Source organism: Aequorivita vitellina, assembly GCF_022008365.1.
In the GTDB taxonomy this organism is placed as follows: domain Bacteria; phylum Bacteroidota; class Bacteroidia; order Flavobacteriales; family Flavobacteriaceae; genus Aequorivita; species Aequorivita vitellina.
This window is the reverse complement of the sequence record NZ_JAIRBA010000015.1, coordinates 59,101-76,386: the sequence shown is the minus strand read 5'-3', so window position 1 is coordinate 76,386 and position 17,286 is coordinate 59,101. Positions and strand designations below refer to the sequence as shown.

The window sequence follows — 17,286 nt, the reverse complement described above, 5'->3', positions numbered from 1 at the left end:
TGTCATCCCGACTTTGTAAATGAAGACATCTTTCGAGGTGTCTTCTTTTTTTGGGGTGGCTTTGTCCGTTGGCAGCGCCAAAAGGACAATGCCGTTCGGCGATAACAAAGCAAGCTGAAAATCTTGTCATCCCGACCTTTTTAGATTACTTTAATCATCTGTTTACCAAACCCATAACTTCTTATCATACATCAATGCATAATTCTATAATGTAGCGTAGCTTTGTATCAAATTAATATGTATAACTTAAAAAACATAAAAATATGAAGACAAATTGGAAAGTAGATCCCACACATTCAGAAATCGAATTCAAAGTAAAACACATGATGATTTCAACGGTATCTGGTAGTTTCTCAGATTTTGATGCAGCTATTGAGGCGGAAGACGACACCTTTAAAAATGCGAAATTTAGTTTCACTGCAAAAATTGAATCAATTAGCACGAAAAATGACGATAGAGACACGCATTTAAAGTCTGATGATTTCTTCAATGCCGAAAAGTACCCACAGCTTACTTTTAAGTCGAAATCTTTTGATGGCGAAACAATGGTTGGCGATATGACTATTAGAGATGTAACAAAGGAAATTTCACTTCAAGTAGATTTTAACGGGATAGTAGAAGATCCTTATGGACAAACCAAAGCAGGTTTTGAAGCTACAGGAACCATTAACCGGAAGGATTTCAACTTAAACTGGAACGCAGTTACCGAAGCAGGGAATATTGTTGTGAGCGATAAAGTTAGATTAATTGCAAATCTTCAGTTTATTAAGCAATAATTGTTCAAAAAGGCTCTGGTTTAACGAACTCGCTTTATATAATCCATTAACTTTAGGAATTAAAGGAAGTTATTGAATAAAATTCCGTTAGTCCTTTGACAACGATAACTATATAGCGGCGAAAAGTTAACCCAGAGCCAATTATTCCGAATTCATTTTAAATCAAAAATATATCATTATGGAAAATCAACTAAAACTCCCCAATCTTGAATATAAAGGAAATGTGAAGAAGAAGTTGACACTTCACCTGTTTCTACAGATTATTGGGAAAGTTCGTTTAAAAATGACGCCCAGAAAAAACCATTGGTGGTATATAACTGAATATGTTGGAACCTCTGGATTTACAACGGGGCCAATTCCTTATAATTCTGGAAAAGATCAGTTTGAGATTACAATTAACGTACAAAAACATCAATTAGAAGTAAGTACAAGTCAAGGAGAGTACGAACATTTTCCGTTAAATAATACGCTCACAGTTGCCGATTTTTATAAAAAACTGATGGAGATTATTCAAAAAATTAATATTTCGGTTTCTATTTTAGCGACTCCGTATGATTTGGGAATTGAAAAACCTTTTAGTGAAATTACTGAGTACCATCACTACGACGCTAATTACATCAACGATTTATGGAAAACGATGCTGTGGATAAATAATGTTTTTAAAGAATTCAGCGGGCGTTTTTACGGTAAAACCTGTCCGGTACATCTTTATTGGCACTCTCTAGATTTGGTGGTAACACGATTTTCTGGTAACGAAGCACCGCCAATGCCAGCCGACGCAAGGATTTCAGATAAAGATGCCTACACGCACGAGTGCATAAGTTTCGGCTTCTGGGCAGGCGATGAAAATGTTCCCGAACCAGCATTCTACTCCTATACTTATCCAGCACCAGATGGCTTGGAAAACGAATCGATTAAACCCACTTCTGCCGAATGGATTGACAACAACGGAAGCCCAATGGCACTTCTGAAATACAAAGACTTGCTAGGTACTGCGAATCCAAGAAAAGAATTACTCCAATTTTTAGAATCAACTTATCAGGCTGGAGCTAAACGAGCAGGTTGGGATATTGAAAAATTCAGAGTACCAGATTTAGATGAAATGTAAAAAACAGTTGTTTATATCGCAGTTGTTTGGGAAACATTAAAAATAGACAATCGTTTAAATACTACAGTATTAAATTTATCGCAATTAACTGTGCAATACTGATATAAGTCATTTCTATTTAGCTGGAAAAATTGTAACTTCATCCATTCACTTAATAATTAACTTAAAACCGAAAGCCATGGAGGATAAAAATTCAAAACTAACAAGACAGACCGGAGCACCAGTTGGTGACAATCAAAACTCACAAACCGCGGGCCCGCGTGGACCAATGTTAATGCAGGATGCTTGGTTTCTAGAAAAAATGGCGAATTTTGATCGAGAAGTAATTCCCGAAAGAAGAATGCACGCTAAGGGTTCGGGTGCTTTTGGTACATTTACGGTTACCCACGATATTACCCAATATTCCAAAGCAAAAATTTTTAGTGAAGTTGGAAAAAAGACAGAAATGTTCAGCCGATTTTCTACCGTTGCTGGAGAAAGAGGAGCCGCAGATGCCGAACGGGATATTAGAGGTTTTGCTCTAAAATTTTATACAGAAGAAGGCATTTGGGACTTAGTTGGGAACAATACTCCCGTATTTTTCTTCCGTGACCCAATGAAGTTCCCAGACCTGAATCACGCAGTAAAACGCGACCCTAAAACCAACCTTAGAAGTGCCAACAACAATTGGGATTTTTGGACATTACTTCCCGAAGCTTTACACCAAGTTACAATTGTAATGAGCGATCGTGGCATTCCAAAAGGATATAGACATATGCACGGCTTCGGAAGTCATACTTATAGCTTTATTAACAAAGACAATGTACGGCATTGGGTTAAGTTTCATTTTATAACACAACAAGGTATCGAAAACCTTACCGATAAAGAAGCTGTAGAATTGGTAGGCATAGACCGCGAATCTTCTCAAAGAGATCTTTTTGATGCAATTGAAAATAAAGAGTATCCTAAATGGAAAATGTTTATACAAGTGATGACCGAGGAAGAAGCAAAAACCTACCGCTTTCACCCTTTCGATTTAACGAAAGTGTGGTCTAAAAAAGATTTTCCACTTATTCCTGTTGGTGAGTTTGAGTTAAACAGAAATCCGGAAAACTATTTCCAAGATGTGGAGCAAGCTGCCTTTAACCCAACAAATATAGTTCCCGGAATTGGGTTTTCACCAGACAAAATGTTACAAGGAAGATTGTTTTCATACGGCGATGCACAACGGTACAGACTGGGCGTGAATCATTATCAAATTCCAGTTAACAAACCCACCTGTCCATATCACGCTTATCATAGAGATGGAGCCATGCGTGTAGATGGCAATTATGGCGGCACCAAACATTACGAACCAAATAGCTATGGTCAATGGCAAGAACAACCCGATGCTAAAGAACCACCATTGGAGCTAGATGGTAGCGCCTACGCTCACAATTTTAGAGACGATGATGAAGACTACTTTACCCAGCCCGGCGATTTGTTTCGCATTATAAAAGCCGATGGAAAAGACCAACAATTGTTTGATAATACAGCGGCCCAAGTAGGTGGTGCAGATAAATTTATTCAAATTCGCCATATCAGAAATTGTTACAAGGCAGATCCAGAATATGGAGAAGGTGTAGCAAAAGCGCTTGGTTTAACTATGGATGAAGTTAATAGCTTCGATATGACACCGTATAATAAATGGGCGCCAAAACCTACCGACAAATAGTTTTCGGAAAAATGAGTTGCTAGTTTAACAAAGCGACCAATAATTTATTTTTTATGGGGTTGAATTTTCAATCCCATAAAGGTAAGTGCGCTCTTTAATTTCGTCAAAAGTTATTATCAGAGAGAAAAAATTGCAGTTACAGCTGGATCTTTTGGCGAGTTGTACCGTGGGAAAATAAATATTTAGAAAAAAAACATTAACAATATTAAACCGATTTAAGATGAAGAAGAAGTTCTTTAATGCGAAAATATATCGCAACGATAAAGCAACCGAGATGATTGTAGAAAATGGAAAAATCACCGAGATCGGAACCAATCTCCCGAATTGTGAAGAAGAAGTTGATCTAGGCAGCAAACTTGTTTTGCCTCCCTATGTAGATCCGCATTTGCATTTGGATTATGTATATACCTTATCGGAATTGGGCCAAGAAGGCGCTGGTTCGGGCACTTTGTATGAGGCGATAGAACTGTGGCCAAAATTCAAAGAAACATTGACCGTCGAAAGTGTAAAAAAGCTCGCAATGAAGGGAATTAAAGATGAAGTTTCCCAAGGTGTTCAGCACATACGTACACATATAGATGTTACAGATCCAAACTTTACCGCATTAAAGGCAATGTTAGAAATGAAAGAAGATCTTAAAGATACGGTAGATATCCAAATTGTCGCTTTCCCCCAACAGGGAATGTACACCTATAAAGGAGGACGCGATTTGGTGGAAGAAGCGCTTAAAATGGGCACCGATGTAGTGGGTGGTATACCACATTACGAACCTGCGAGGGAGTTTGGCGAACAATCCGTACACGATATTGTTGAGCTGGGTTTAAAATACGATAAGATGATTGATGTGCACTGCGATGAAACCGACGATCCCAATTCACGATTTGTTGAGCTTTTAAATGCACTAGTACTTATGGAAGATTACGGTACTAAGACTACCGCCAGCCATACGTGTTCTTTTGGTTCAGCAGACGACTCGTATGCTTTTAGAATGATGGATTTATTCAAAAAAAGTAAAATGAATTTTATCTCTTGCCCTACTGAAAATGCCTATTTACAAGGCCGTCAAGACACCTACCCGAAACGTCGGGGATTGACAAGAGTGAAGGAGTTTATGGAGTCTGGAATTAACGTTGCCTTCGCCCAAGATTCTATTAACGACCCTTGGTACCCAATGGGCAATGGAAATATGATGAATATTCTAGATAACGGAATTCATTTAGCCCAAACTATGTCCCCCAATGAAATTGAAAGTGTTTTTGATTTGATTACCTATAATGGAGCACGCTGTATGAATATGCAAGATAACTACGGCTTAGAAGTAGGAAAGAAAGCAAATTTTATTGTGTTAAATGAATCTTCGGTTTACGAAGCCATTAGAAAAAGAGTAGCGGTTTTGGCATCGGTGCGCAATGGTGAATTTCTTTTCCGTAGAAAGGAAATGCCGTATGATATTCCTTTAAACATTTAAGCGAATTTTACTAATAGTTCCTGAATGGCGAGTTGCAAAAATTGAAGAAAATATAACTATGAATAAAATTAGGATCGAACAAACCAAAAATACTTTCCCGTGGCTGATCATGATTTTAATGTCGTCAGTTACTTTTGTAGGGATACTTTCGGAGTTAATGCCATCTGGAGTACTGCCTCAAATCATGGCCGATTTGAACATTAGCGAAATACAAACCGGTAACCTCGTGGGATATTACGCAATAGCTTCTGCTATTTTTGCGATTCCCCTTATTTCGTTAACTATGCAGGTTAATCGTAAATATTTATTACTTATTCTGCTTGGTGGATTTGCCATTTCCAATATTATCGCAGGGCTTGTTTACGATTATACCCTCATTATAATGCTTAGAGTTATAGGTGGAATCTGTGCCGGAGTTATGTGGCCCATGATTTCAGCCTATGGTATGCGACTCGTAGATGAGAGCCAACACGGAAAGGCAATCGCCGTGATTATGGCAGGAAATACCTTAGGTATAAGCTTGGGAATGCCTCTAGTAACCACCATTGGAAATGATTATGGTTGGCGAACAGAATTTATTGGTCTTGGGGTATTTATCATCGTTATCGGTCTAATTGCTTTCGTTGCCTTGCCATCAACACCTGGTGAAAAACTAACAAAAAGCTCCTCTCCTTTTGCGCTTTTAAAAATTCCGGCAGTGCTGCTTGTGTTGCTGCTTACGCTACTTGGAGTGGTTGCACATTATGGTGTTTATGTATACATCACAAGCCTTGTTGATGAAATCCAGTTGAATGGAGGAATTGAAAGCGCCTTGATGCTCTTTGGAGCTGGATCGTTAATTTCGGTTTTGCTTGCAATAAAATATACCGATAAACATTTGAGACTGCTTACTATAGCAATGTTTGCTCTATTAATTGTATCAATGGGTGTTGTTATAATGTTTGGTAAAACATCAGGAATAGCCCATTTCGCTTTCTTTTTATGGGGACTTTCATTTGGCCCTTTAGTTACCTTATTGCAGGCAGCAGTAAGTAGACAAGTAGATAGTGCAGTAGATGTAGCCACCTCGGTACAGTCGTCGGTTTTTAACTTATCAATTATGATAGCCACGGCCGTCGCCGGACTGCTGCTAAGCATATACGCTCCTTTGAGTTTGGTTTACTTTGCCATAGCACTGTCTATTCCTGGCTTAATCATTTCCTTTTTTGCCAAAAAGACTCTGAGTTAATGAAAAACAAAAATTATAATAAAATAAATTATTAACATTTTAAAATTAAATATTATGAAAAAACTTATCTCATTCGTTGCAATACTATTACTCACGGTTAGCTCCTTTGCTCAAACCCAATGGAAAGTAGATCCCTATCACTCTTCGTTAAACTTTAATATATCACATTCAGGAATTAGCATTGTAAACGGGAAATTTTTGGATTACACAGGCACTTTAACTACCAATGGGGAAGCTTTGACTGATGCCCGTTTCAATTTTACAGTTAATGTGGAAAGCATAAATACAAATGTAGAAAAGAGAGACAATCACTTGAGAAGTGCCGATTTTTTTGAAGTTGAAAAATATCCTAAAATGACTTTTAAAAGCACTAAAATATTAGCCACCGGCAAACCCAATGAATACCTATTGTATGGTAAACTTACTATAAAAGACGTTACAAAAGATGTGATTTTTAATGTGCATTATGGTGGAACGGTAAAGAGTGAACAAGGAGAAAAACTGGGTATGAAAGCCGAAACAACCATCAATAGATTCGATTATAATATTGATTTTGATCCAGCCGCTGCGGGTGTTGGTAAAGACGTAAACATAATTGCTCACTTACAGTTTGCCAAACAATAATACAACGTTTGAATATGAAACATTCAGCTAAAGCAGTTGTAGAAAAAATGTTCGCTGCATTTAGTAGTGGCGATGTAGAAAAACTTGTAACAACAGTTTCCGAAGATACCGTATGGATTTATCACGGTACGCAAATTATTCCCGCTGGAACTTTTGAAAAAAAAGAAGGTGTCCGAACATTTTTCACCAATATTCTCGAAAGAACCGAAATAATCAATTTTGAACCACATCAATATGTTGTTGAAGGAAATACAGTTGTGGTGTTGGGCAGTGAGCATCAAAAAGTAAAACGATCTGGCAGAGAACTCAAGCAAAAATGGGTTCAAATTTATACTGTTGAAAACAATTTGATCACAAAAATGGAAGAGTTTGCTACTTCGGAAGAAGTAAAATAAAATAGATTACCAATGATCAGTTTTGAAACTGTTCAGAATAAAACAAAATTTATGAAAAACGAAACAATAAAAAGCAATCCGCTTTTATGCGATATAGAAACCGGAATGTGTGAAACCACAGACGGAAATACAAATGCTACAAATAGCAACAATGTACAATCAACTAAAAAATCTGTAAAACTAATTTATTACACAGACCCAATTTGCTCGTCATGTTGGGGTATTGAACCGCAATTGCGAAAACTTAAATTAGAATACGGAAACGCCGTTGAGATAGATTATAGAATGGGAGGTTTATTGCCAGATTGGAGTTACAACAGTGGCGGAATAGGCAAACCGTCTGACGTGGCTTCGCACTGGGACGAAGTGAGTGCACATTACGACATGCCAATTGACGGAGATTTGTGGTTGGAAGATCCATTAGACTCGTCCTATCCCCCATCTATCGCTTATAAAGCGGCACAAATGCAAGACGTAGAAAAAGCAAATTTATTTATGCGCGAAATTCGGGAAATGGTTTTTTTACATAAGAAAAACATCGCCAAATGGGAACATTTAGCAACGGCAGCTAAAACTGTTGGACTTCATGTTGAACAATTGAAAACCGATTTTGACGGCAAAGCAAAAGCCATGTTTGAAGAAGATTTAAAACTAGGAAGAGAACTGGGTGTAAGAGGATTTCCAACTATTTTTGTAGTAGATGATGCTGGAAATAAAGAAATAGTGTACGGCACAAGACCGTATGCTTTTTACGAAATGGCTATTCTAAAAGTGAATCCGAATATCACTAAAAGTGAATACAGTAAAACTTGGGAAAAACTCTTCGCAATTTATCCTACACTTACAGCCAAAGAATTTTCTGAACTATCCGGAACTCCAAGAAACGAAAGTGAAACTGTATTAAACGAATTGGTTTCAGAAGGAAATCTAGAAAAATATACTACTAAAAACGGTTCTATTTGGACTAAGATTAATATTTAAAAACTGAAAAAAGATTATTCAGAAGTCTGAAAAACAGATATCAAAACATAAAAATAACACCTTAAAAAGAATGAATTATGACGAGGATGAAAGCAGCTCGCTGGTACGCAGCGAAAGATATTAGAGTAGAAGAAACCGAGGTTCCTTCTCCCAAGGATAAGCAAGTAAAGATTGCGGTAAAATTTACGGGTATTTGTGGCTCAGATTTACACGAATATACCCATGGGCCGCAATTAATTCCGGTTGATAAACCATATCCACTCAACGGACACCAAGGAACCACCACGCTCGGGCACGAATTTTCGGGCGTGGTAGAAGAAGTTGGTAAAAACGTAAAAAATATTAAAAAAGGAGATCGCGTTACAGTGGAACCAATTTTTAGAAACCCGGAAAGCCCATTTATTACTACTGGCGAATACAACCTTTCGGAACCCCTCGGATTTGTAGGATTGACCTCCAACGGTGGGTTTGCAAAATATGTAGTCGTGGAAGACTATATGGTGCATAAAATGCCAGATAGAATGACCTTTGAACAAGGTGCAATTGTAGAGCCCGCCGCCGTTGCAGCCTACGCAGTACAACGAAGTGGAATGAAAATTGGCGATACGGTATTGATTGCTGGTGCTGGCCCAATTGGCCTGCTAACGGTACAGGTAGCCGTGGCAACGGGAGCTTCCAAAATTATTGTGAGCGACCTGTCTGAAAACAGGTTAAAAAAAGCCAAAGAAGTTGGCGCAACCCACACTTTTGATGCACGAAACAAAGATATTCCACAAAAAATTAGAGAGATGACGGGCAATGGCGTTGATATTTTTATTGACGCTGCAGGCGCCCAAGCTTCGTTTGATACTGGAATAAACAGCCTTCGCAATGGAGGAACGGCTGTACTGGTTGCTCTTTTCGGAAAAAAAGTAACTCACGATGCCTTAAATCAAACTTTAAGAGAATTAACTATAATTGGAACAGCCGCTTACCGCAACATTTTCCCACAAGTAATTGCTTTAATCAGTAGTGGAAGATTGCCTGTGGAAAAACTAATTACCAGTGAAATTTCTTTGGACGAGATAGTTGAAAAAGGTTTTGAGGCCCTGACCAAAGACCCTTCCGAAGTAAAGGTATTGGTTAATTTAGAAAAATAAATCGGTGAATTTAAGATTTTTGAGGAGCATCGTTTTCAGAAATTTCGGAAATAGTTTATACAAATATGTGCATAATACCACAACAAACTGATTGAATAGTTTAAAAAACAATAAAATAATTTTCCATTGCTTATGTCAAACATCAAACTGATAATAGAAGAAAGAGCCGCCAACATTGGCAAATTTATGGTAGGACGCTTATTGCCTTTCCGTCAAAAACGAATGGTCGGTCCCTTTATCTACATAGATCATATGGGGCCCGTTAAATTGAGCGAGCGTGAAAATTTTGATGTGTGGCCACATCCGCACATTGGACTATCAACGCTTACGTTTTTATTTGAAGGCAGTATTATGCACCGCGATACCCTTGGCAACGAAGTAGAAATAAAACCAGGAGCTGTAAACTGGATGACTGCCGGCAAAGGCATTGTCCATTCTGAGCGCACCCCTGAATATTTAAGACTTTCAAAATTGCACATGCACGGTTTGCAGATATGGGTGGCGTTACCAAAACATTTGGAGGAAATGGAGCCGCAATTTACACATATTGAAGAAAAAGAAATTCCCAGTTGGACAGATGGCGACCTTCAATTTAAACTGGTCGCAGGGGAAGCTTTTGGCAGAAAATCGCCCGTGCCCGTTTTTAGCAAACTGTTTATGCTTGAAATAAAAAGTAAAGCGAAACAGACAGTAAATATTGGCGACGAGCTCTATGGCGAATCAGGGTTATATATTCTTGAAGGCGCCATTGAAAGTGAAGGGAACGTTTATGAGCCAAAACAATTATTAGTGGCAAAAGACAGCACGCTTTGCGAATTCACCATTCAGAAAAACAGCACCATTTATATTTTTGGCGGCGAACCTTTTCCCGAAGAACGATTTATAGATTGGAATTTTGTTTCTTCAAGCAAAGAGCGCATTGAAGAAGCCAAACAAAAATGGAAAGAACAATCATTTCCAAAAATTAAAGGAGACGAAACAGATTATATTCCCTACCCAACATCAAAATTTTAAAAGAAATTTAATTTAAGATTATGAACAAGATATTAGGACTACATCACATTACCGCCATTGCAGGCGATGCACAACGCAACTACGACTTTTACACAAAAACCCTCGGATTGCGCTTGGTTAAAAAGACCGTCAATTTTGACGATCCCCAAACCTACCATTTCTACTTTGGAGACGAAGTAGGCACTCCTGGAACCATCCTTACCTTCTTCCCTTGGGCAAATGTGAGACAAGGAAAGAACGGGGCTGGTATGGCCACAGAGATTGGTTATTCAGTTTCTAAAGGAAGTTTGGATTTCTGGAAAGCCCGCTTCGAAAAACTAAATATCATTCACGACATCAGCGAACGTTTTGGAGAAAAAATCCTTATTTTTCAAGACCCTGATGGGTTATGGCTCAGTTTAATTGAAACGAAACATAACGACGATCGAAAAGGTTATGAAACGGCTGAAATAAAGCCCAATGCTGCGCTCAAAGGGTTTCACACAGTTACCTTAACCTTAAACAACATTAAAGCCACTGCCGCTATTTTAACTGAAATATTCGGTTACAAACAGACAGAGCAAGAAGGCAGTTTGTACCGCTATAAAACCGACACTGTTGAAAATGCAGCCTTGGTAGATTTATTAGAAATGCCACAGGCCCAAAGAGGTTTGAATGCAGGAGGCACCAATCATCACGTGGCTTTTCGTGTTAAAGATGAAGAAACCTTGATGGCGATGAGAGAAAAAATTGTGGCAAAAGGACTTCAAATTACCGAGAAAATAAATCGCGACTATTTCTTTTCACTTTATTTCCGTGAGCCAGGTGGCGTCCTGTTTGAAATTGCCACAGACAATCCTGGATTCGCAACGGATGAAACGGTAGAAAATTTAGGAAGTTCGCTTCAATTACCAGATCGCTATAAACCAATGCGCGATAGGATTGAAAAAGGACTTCCAAAACTTCAAATGTAATTTCAAGAAATATGCACAAGAAAAATATAAAAACGGCAGGTAAATCTTTAAAAGAGGCCGAAAAAGCTTTAATTATGATACACGGTCGTGGCGCAGATGCCCGCGATATTCTGGGACTTGCTTCGCATTTAAATGTATCTGAATTTGCCCTACTCGCTCCCGAGGCTACAAATAACACTTGGTACCCCTATTCGTTCTTGGCTAAACCGGAACAGAATGAGCCGTGGTTTTCTTCTGCTCTCAATTTGTTAAAGATAACGGTAGATGAAGTTTTGAGCCAAGGAATCGCTGCCGAAAATATTTACTTTCTCGGTTTTTCGCAGGGCGCTTGTCTAACATTGGAATTTGTAACGCGTAACGCTCAAAAATTTGGAGGAGTGGTAGCATTTACTGGCGGACTCATTGGCGATAAAGTAAATACGGAGAATTATTCCGGCAATTTTAATGAAACCCCCATATTTATCGGCACCGGAAACCCCGATCCGCATGTCCCTTTAGAACGCGTAAATGAAAGTGTAAGCATTCTCGAAAAAATGAATGCGAAGGTAAAACTGCAAGTTTATGATGGTAGGCCACATACTATTTCTCAAGATGAGATAGAAATTGCAAATCGTGTAGTTTTTTCATAATTTAATATAAAAATGAAAAGTCATTGCCCTACCCTATTTCACAGAAGTGGAAATTTATATTATGCTTCAATAAATAAATAGAGCAAATTTTCAATAGATACTTAAACAATGAACACAATTAATATTACTAGACTTTATAGCGATAAAAACGGAGAAAGTCAATTTGAAGATATTGAGATGCCACTAAACGACGATGGTGAAATTGGCTTTCTCTCTGATAAAATTCCCGTTAAGAATATAATATTTCGAACGGTTAAGCCTGACTACAACTACGATTTTCATAACGCACCACAAAAACAATATATAGTATTGCTGGATGGCGAAATAGAAATTGAAACTTCACTGGGCAAAAAAAGAACCTTCAAAGGAGGCAATGTTTTGTTATTGGAGGATACTGAAGGCAAAGGACACAAAACAAGAAATCTGCAAAATATTGAAAGACGGTCTATTTTTATAACGCTTTAATTTTGCAATAAGACACAAAGCCCGCAAAGGGTTTAAAATTAATTTAACAAGGGGTGGACTTTTTTTAAAGTCTGACCCTTTTTTATAGATTTTAGGTGCTGATTTAAAATGATTTAAACAACACATATTTGCAGACACTGCAGAATTTTGCGGATCACTCATGTCAAAACTTTTCAACTGCGGGAAGTCAAGCTATATGGTATCTGTGAAACAATTTTAGTTGTCAATTGGGTGAAAAAAAAATCTACTATTTAAATAATTTTTATGTTAGTGGTTTATGTCATTTTTATTTATGTTTGCGCGCAATTAACAAATTAAACCTAATAATAAAATGATGAAAAAACTATCCCCTAACAGACTTCTAAGTCTTCTAATGATTACGCTTATTTTCACTGGAATTACAGTAAACGCGAATATTGAACATTACCCAGGAAATCTCCTCAGTGAAATTCCTTGTGATGAAAAAATCGTGATAGATTGCGATACTGTTTATACGGCAGATTTGTTGCCAAATGCAGGTTATTGGACTAATTACACAAGTGTTCCTTATAATTATTCCGGATCGGAACAAGTATTTGAATTTACAGCTACATCTTCGGGTCTTCATATTATGGATTTGGATCAAGGCGCAGGCGATGCAGACTTTATGATTATGGATGCCTGTGGTAATTTAACCGGAAATATCACTGGTTTCTATTGGACCGGAGAACATTCAGAATATATCGATTTAGTTGAAGGAACCACGTATTATATTATTGCAGATTTGTATGAATCTAGCGGTCCCACTACCATAAATATTAAGGTTAATTGTCTGGGAGATGTGGTTATTTCAGAACCAGACTTTGATTGCTTTCAAGGATTGGGTATTGCCCCAAGCCTCGATGCAGCATATAATTTAGATCCGCTTAACCCAAATACATTCGTAGCCAATGATTTTACGGTTGAGCCAAATACTACTTTTGCTCTTCAACAAATCTCAATCAGTACGAATCAGGTTCAAGCTCCGGATCATGGCGTTTTTAATATTAGAGAAAACAATAACGGAAAACCAGGTGATATAATCGAGGTAATTGAAGCTGATGCAACTTCGGCTACGGCTTACGCATCAATGTACAATGAGCCTGTGTATCACGTGGTTTTTGACTTGACTGAAACGGTTATTTTTACTGAAGGAATCTATTGGTTAGAGCCAAAAATTACTACTCCTAACCCTTCTACTGTTTGGTGGGCAGCCACAGAAAATGGAACAGATGGCGCAATAACAATGTTGTCTGAAGATGGAGGCACGACGTGGGCGCCACTGGAAGCGGAATCAATTTTTTTCGTAGCAGGAGCATGTGAAACCTTGGGAGTTTCTGATTCAACATCAGTTATTTTTAATTACTTTCCAAACCCGGTAAATGGCGAGTTAACTATTCAATCACAAGTAACTGTAGAGTCGATTGAAGTTTATAATCTAATGGGTCAAATAGTGTTAAAATCAAATACTATTTCAAATGGAAAAATAGATTTGAATAATCTAAATTCAGGAATCTATTTGGTGAAAGCAACTTTTGACGGCGGTCATACCGAAACTCTCAAAATTGTAAAAAAGTAATAGAATTAAATTTTTTAAAATTTATAAGCCGTCTCATTTTTCGTAATGAGACGGCTTTAATGTGAATTTCATATTTTAAAAGTGTCATTGCTGTTCTAAATATCAGGATTAAAATGGTTCAGAAATCAAGCTTTTTTAACTTTTTCAAAAAAAATAATTGTGCATTCATTTATTTGCATACATTTGTCCCACATTTAAAAACAAAAATGAACAATCTAAGTATTATTCCTTCAATTATTATTGCAAATGTGATTATCACCTCTGCAACGGGAAGGTTATAGTATATTTTCAATATATTTAAAAAGCCTCCCGAGAAATCAGGAGGCTTTTTTTATTTCGTACAATTAATAAATGACAACAAATACTAACATAATTATTATCAGCATTATTATTCACTCCACGGAGTGAGAATGGCTGGTATTGTACCACATTAAGCCTTTCTCATTCGGTTGAGAAAGGTTTTTTTTTGAGCAAAATTGAAATATGAAAACTAACACTAATATAATTATTATCAGCATTATTATTATTTGCCCACCCGGGTGAGATAGGCTGGTATTGTTCCATTTTAAGCCTTTCTCATTCAGTTGAGAAAGGCTTTTTTTTTCAATGAAATCAAAATTCAATTAAATAAAACAATGTATTACAACAACAACACTCTAATTTATCTCGACGGCAAGTTTGTAAAAGCTAGCGAAGCAACAACAGATCTTTACTGCCAAACTTTGCATTATGGCTATGGCGTTTTTGAAGGAATTCGTGCATACGCAACTGAAACCGGAACGCGTGTTTTTAAAGCCAAAGAACATTACAACCGTTTGAAAAACTCAGCAGCACTCATAAATATCCCATTTGATTATTCAACACAGGAATTAGTTGACGCCACCTATGAGCTATTGGAAAAAAACAACTTAAACGATGCCTATGTACGTCCGTTAGTTTTTTGCGACCCCAATATGTCGCTCGCTCGACCAAACAATGTTTCAATTATGATTTGCGCTTGGGAATGGGGTGCTTATTTGGGCGATAAGCGATTGCGATTAACCGTTTCATCTTATTGTCGCCCACATCCGCGTTCCATAAAAATTGAAGCCAAAGTATGCGGTCATTATGTAAATTCTATTCTCGCCACCAATGAAGCGAAAGATAAAGGTTTTGATGAAGCCTTGCTTTTAGATAGCGATGGGTATTTAGCCGAAGGTCCGGGTGCCAATTTATTTTTTGAAAAAAATGGCGTTTTATTCACCCCTCAATTAGGAAACATTCTTCCCGGAATTACGCGTGCAACAGTTTTGGAATTAGCCGAAAAACTTGGAGTAGAAGTAAAACAAGGTCTTTACAAACCTGAAGTTTTAGTTTCTGCAGATAGCGCTTTTTTCTGCGGAACTGCTGCCGAAGTCATTGGAATTGAATCTGTAGATGAAAGAAAATTCCCCAAGAGTTGGAATGAATCACTTGGGAGGAAATTACAGGAAGCCTATTCACGATTAATTAGAAATTCAGAAAAAATACTAAGCACAACACACTAATGAAAACGTTAAACAAATACAGTAAAACCATTACCCAAGACGAAACCCAGCCTGCCGCACAAGCCATGCTTTACGGCATCGGATTAACGGAAGACGATATACAAAAAGCACAAGTGGGCATTGTTAGCACAGGCTACGAAGGCAATACCTGCAATATGCATTTAAACGACTTGGCAAAAGCAGTAAAATTTGGGGTGAAATCTGAAAACCTCGTCGGTTTAATCTTCAACACCATTGGCGTTAGCGATGGAATTTCCAACGGAACAGACGGGATGCGTTTCTCTTTGGTTTCACGAGAAGTCATAGCAGATTCAATAGAAACTGTGGTTAGCGCGCAATGGTACGACGCAGTTTTAGCAGTTGTTGGTTGCGATAAAAATATGCCGGGTTCTGTGATGGCAATGGGAAGATTGAACCGACCAGCAATTATGATTTACGGCGGAAGTATTCACTCCGGAAAATGGAAAGGTGAATCGTTAAACATCGTTTCAGCCTTTGAAGCTTTAGGAAAGAAATTCAACAATACAATAACCCCCGAAGATTTTAAAGGCGTTATAAAAAATGCCTGTCCGGGTGCCGGCGCTTGCGGCGGAATGTACACGGCAAACACAATGTCTTCGGCAATTGAAGCTTTGGGAATGAGCCTGCCATACAGTTCATCAAATCCTGCTTTGAGTGAGGAAAAGAACCAGGAATGTTTGGATGCTGGAAAAGCCATAAGAGTTTTGTTGGAAAAAGACATCAAACCCAAAGACATAATGACCAAAAAAGCATTCGAAAATGCGATGACAATGGTTACCGTGCTTGGAGGATCCACAAATGCCGTTATGCATTTAATTGCTATGGCGCATTCAGTTGATATAGAATTAACACTAAACGATTTTCAACGAGTTAGTGATAAAGTTCCTGTATTAGCAGATTTAAAGCCAAGCGGTAAATATTTAATGGAAGATTTACACGCTGTAGGCGGAGTTCCAGCTGTGATGAAATATCTATTGGAAAACAATTTATTACACGGCGATTGCTTAACAGTTACGGGAAAAACAGTTGCCGAAAATTTAGCAGATGTCCCAAATTTAGCAGCGGGCCAAGACGTATTTCTTCAATTAAATTCTCCTTTAAAGGCTACGGGACATTTACAAATGCTCTACGGAAACTTAGCATCGGGAGGCAGTGTAGCAAAAATTAGCGGTAAAGAGGGCGATTATTTTGAAGGTACTGCAAAAGTGTACGATGATGAGTATGCTGTAATCGCAGGTGTGAAAAATGGAGAAGTAAAAGCTGGCAATGTGGTTGTAATTCGTTATTGCGGCCCAAAAGGCGGCCCAGGAATGCCCGAAATGCTAAAACCAACTTCAGCAATTATTGGCGCTGGTTTAGGAAAAGATGTAGCCTTAATTACCGACGGCAGATTTTCTGGCGGCACCCATGGTTTTGTGGTTGGTCACATTACCCCCGAAGCCTATGACGGAGGAGCCATCGCACTTGTAAAAGAAGGAGATACCATCACCATCGATACAAAAAGCAATACCCTTGAATTAAAAGTAAGCGAAAAGGAATTAGCCAAACGAAAAGCTGAATGGAAACAACCAAAACTCAAGGCGACAAAAGGAGTTTTATACAAATATGCCAATTGTGTTTCATGTGCCTCAACAGGCTGTGTAACCGATGATTAATTCAAAATAACAGA

The 17,286-nt window shown here is 38.0% G+C and carries 16 protein-coding genes; all 16 read left to right on the top strand.

The window, feature by feature from the left end; all coding sequences use genetic code 11:
* Positions 1-263 precede the first annotated feature (263 nt).
* A complete protein-coding gene (locus K8089_RS09170; RefSeq protein ID WP_237602981.1) occupies positions 264-776 on the top strand; it encodes a YceI family protein in 513 nt (170 codons plus the stop codon).
* 178 nt (positions 777-954) lie between these two features.
* Positions 955-1,884, top strand: coding sequence for a DUF5996 family protein (locus tag K8089_RS09165; protein WP_237602980.1), 930 nt, complete (start codon positions 955-957; stop codon positions 1,882-1,884).
* Positions 1,885-2,062: 178 nt separating this feature from the next.
* Positions 2,063-3,577 (top strand): catalase, encoded by a 1,515-nt coding sequence (locus tag K8089_RS09160; RefSeq protein WP_237602979.1) that lies wholly within the window; start codon positions 2,063-2,065, stop codon positions 3,575-3,577.
* Between the two features lie 220 nt (positions 3,578-3,797).
* Positions 3,798-5,045 carry an amidohydrolase family protein gene (locus tag K8089_RS09155; RefSeq protein WP_237602978.1) on the top strand — a complete coding sequence of 416 codons (1,248 nt, stop codon included), beginning with the start codon at positions 3,798-3,800 and terminating at the stop codon, positions 5,043-5,045.
* 58 nt (positions 5,046-5,103) lie between these two features.
* Positions 5,104-6,273 carry an MFS transporter gene (locus K8089_RS09150; protein WP_237602977.1) on the top strand — a complete coding sequence of 390 codons (1,170 nt, stop codon included), beginning with the start codon at positions 5,104-5,106 and terminating at the stop codon, positions 6,271-6,273.
* Between the two features lie 54 nt (positions 6,274-6,327).
* Positions 6,328-6,897 (top strand): YceI family protein, encoded by a 570-nt coding sequence (locus K8089_RS09145; RefSeq protein WP_237602976.1) that lies wholly within the window; start codon positions 6,328-6,330, stop codon positions 6,895-6,897.
* Between the two features lie 14 nt (positions 6,898-6,911).
* Positions 6,912-7,292 carry a nuclear transport factor 2 family protein gene (locus K8089_RS09140; RefSeq protein ID WP_237602975.1) on the top strand — a complete coding sequence of 127 codons (381 nt, stop codon included), beginning with the start codon at positions 6,912-6,914 and terminating at the stop codon, positions 7,290-7,292.
* Positions 7,293-7,343: 51 nt separating this feature from the next.
* Positions 7,344-8,273 (top strand): DsbA family protein, encoded by a 930-nt coding sequence (locus tag K8089_RS09135; RefSeq protein WP_237602974.1) that lies wholly within the window; start codon positions 7,344-7,346, stop codon positions 8,271-8,273.
* Between the two features lie 77 nt (positions 8,274-8,350).
* Positions 8,351-9,412: a 2,3-butanediol dehydrogenase gene (locus K8089_RS09130; protein WP_237602973.1), complete on the top strand. Its 1,062-nt coding sequence runs from the start codon at positions 8,351-8,353 to the stop codon at positions 9,410-9,412.
* A gap of 132 nt (positions 9,413-9,544) precedes the next feature.
* A complete protein-coding gene (locus K8089_RS09125) occupies positions 9,545-10,426 on the top strand; it encodes a pirin family protein (protein WP_237602972.1) in 882 nt (293 codons plus the stop codon).
* Positions 10,427-10,446: 20 nt separating this feature from the next.
* Complete coding sequence (locus tag K8089_RS09120; RefSeq protein WP_237602971.1) at positions 10,447-11,379, top strand: ring-cleaving dioxygenase; 933 nt, start codon at positions 10,447-10,449, stop codon at positions 11,377-11,379.
* Positions 11,380-11,390: 11 nt separating this feature from the next.
* Positions 11,391-12,008 carry an alpha/beta hydrolase gene (locus K8089_RS09115; protein ID WP_237602970.1) on the top strand — a complete coding sequence of 206 codons (618 nt, stop codon included), beginning with the start codon at positions 11,391-11,393 and terminating at the stop codon, positions 12,006-12,008.
* A gap of 108 nt (positions 12,009-12,116) precedes the next feature.
* Positions 12,117-12,473 carry a cupin domain-containing protein gene (locus tag K8089_RS09110; protein WP_237602969.1) on the top strand — a complete coding sequence of 119 codons (357 nt, stop codon included), beginning with the start codon at positions 12,117-12,119 and terminating at the stop codon, positions 12,471-12,473.
* A 331-nt stretch (positions 12,474-12,804) separates the two neighbouring features.
* Complete coding sequence (locus K8089_RS09105; RefSeq protein ID WP_237602968.1) at positions 12,805-14,070, top strand: T9SS type A sorting domain-containing protein; 1,266 nt, start codon at positions 12,805-12,807, stop codon at positions 14,068-14,070.
* Between the two features lie 635 nt (positions 14,071-14,705).
* Entirely contained in the window at positions 14,706-15,596 is an 891-nt protein-coding gene (locus K8089_RS09100) for a branched-chain amino acid transaminase (RefSeq protein ID WP_237602967.1), read from the top strand.
* Positions 15,596-17,272, top strand: coding sequence for a dihydroxy-acid dehydratase (ilvD, locus tag K8089_RS09095; RefSeq protein ID WP_237602966.1), 1,677 nt, complete (start codon positions 15,596-15,598; stop codon positions 17,270-17,272). The genes K8089_RS09100 and ilvD overlap by 1 nt, the downstream gene beginning before the upstream one ends.
* The last annotated feature ends 14 nt before the right edge of the window (positions 17,273-17,286 follow it).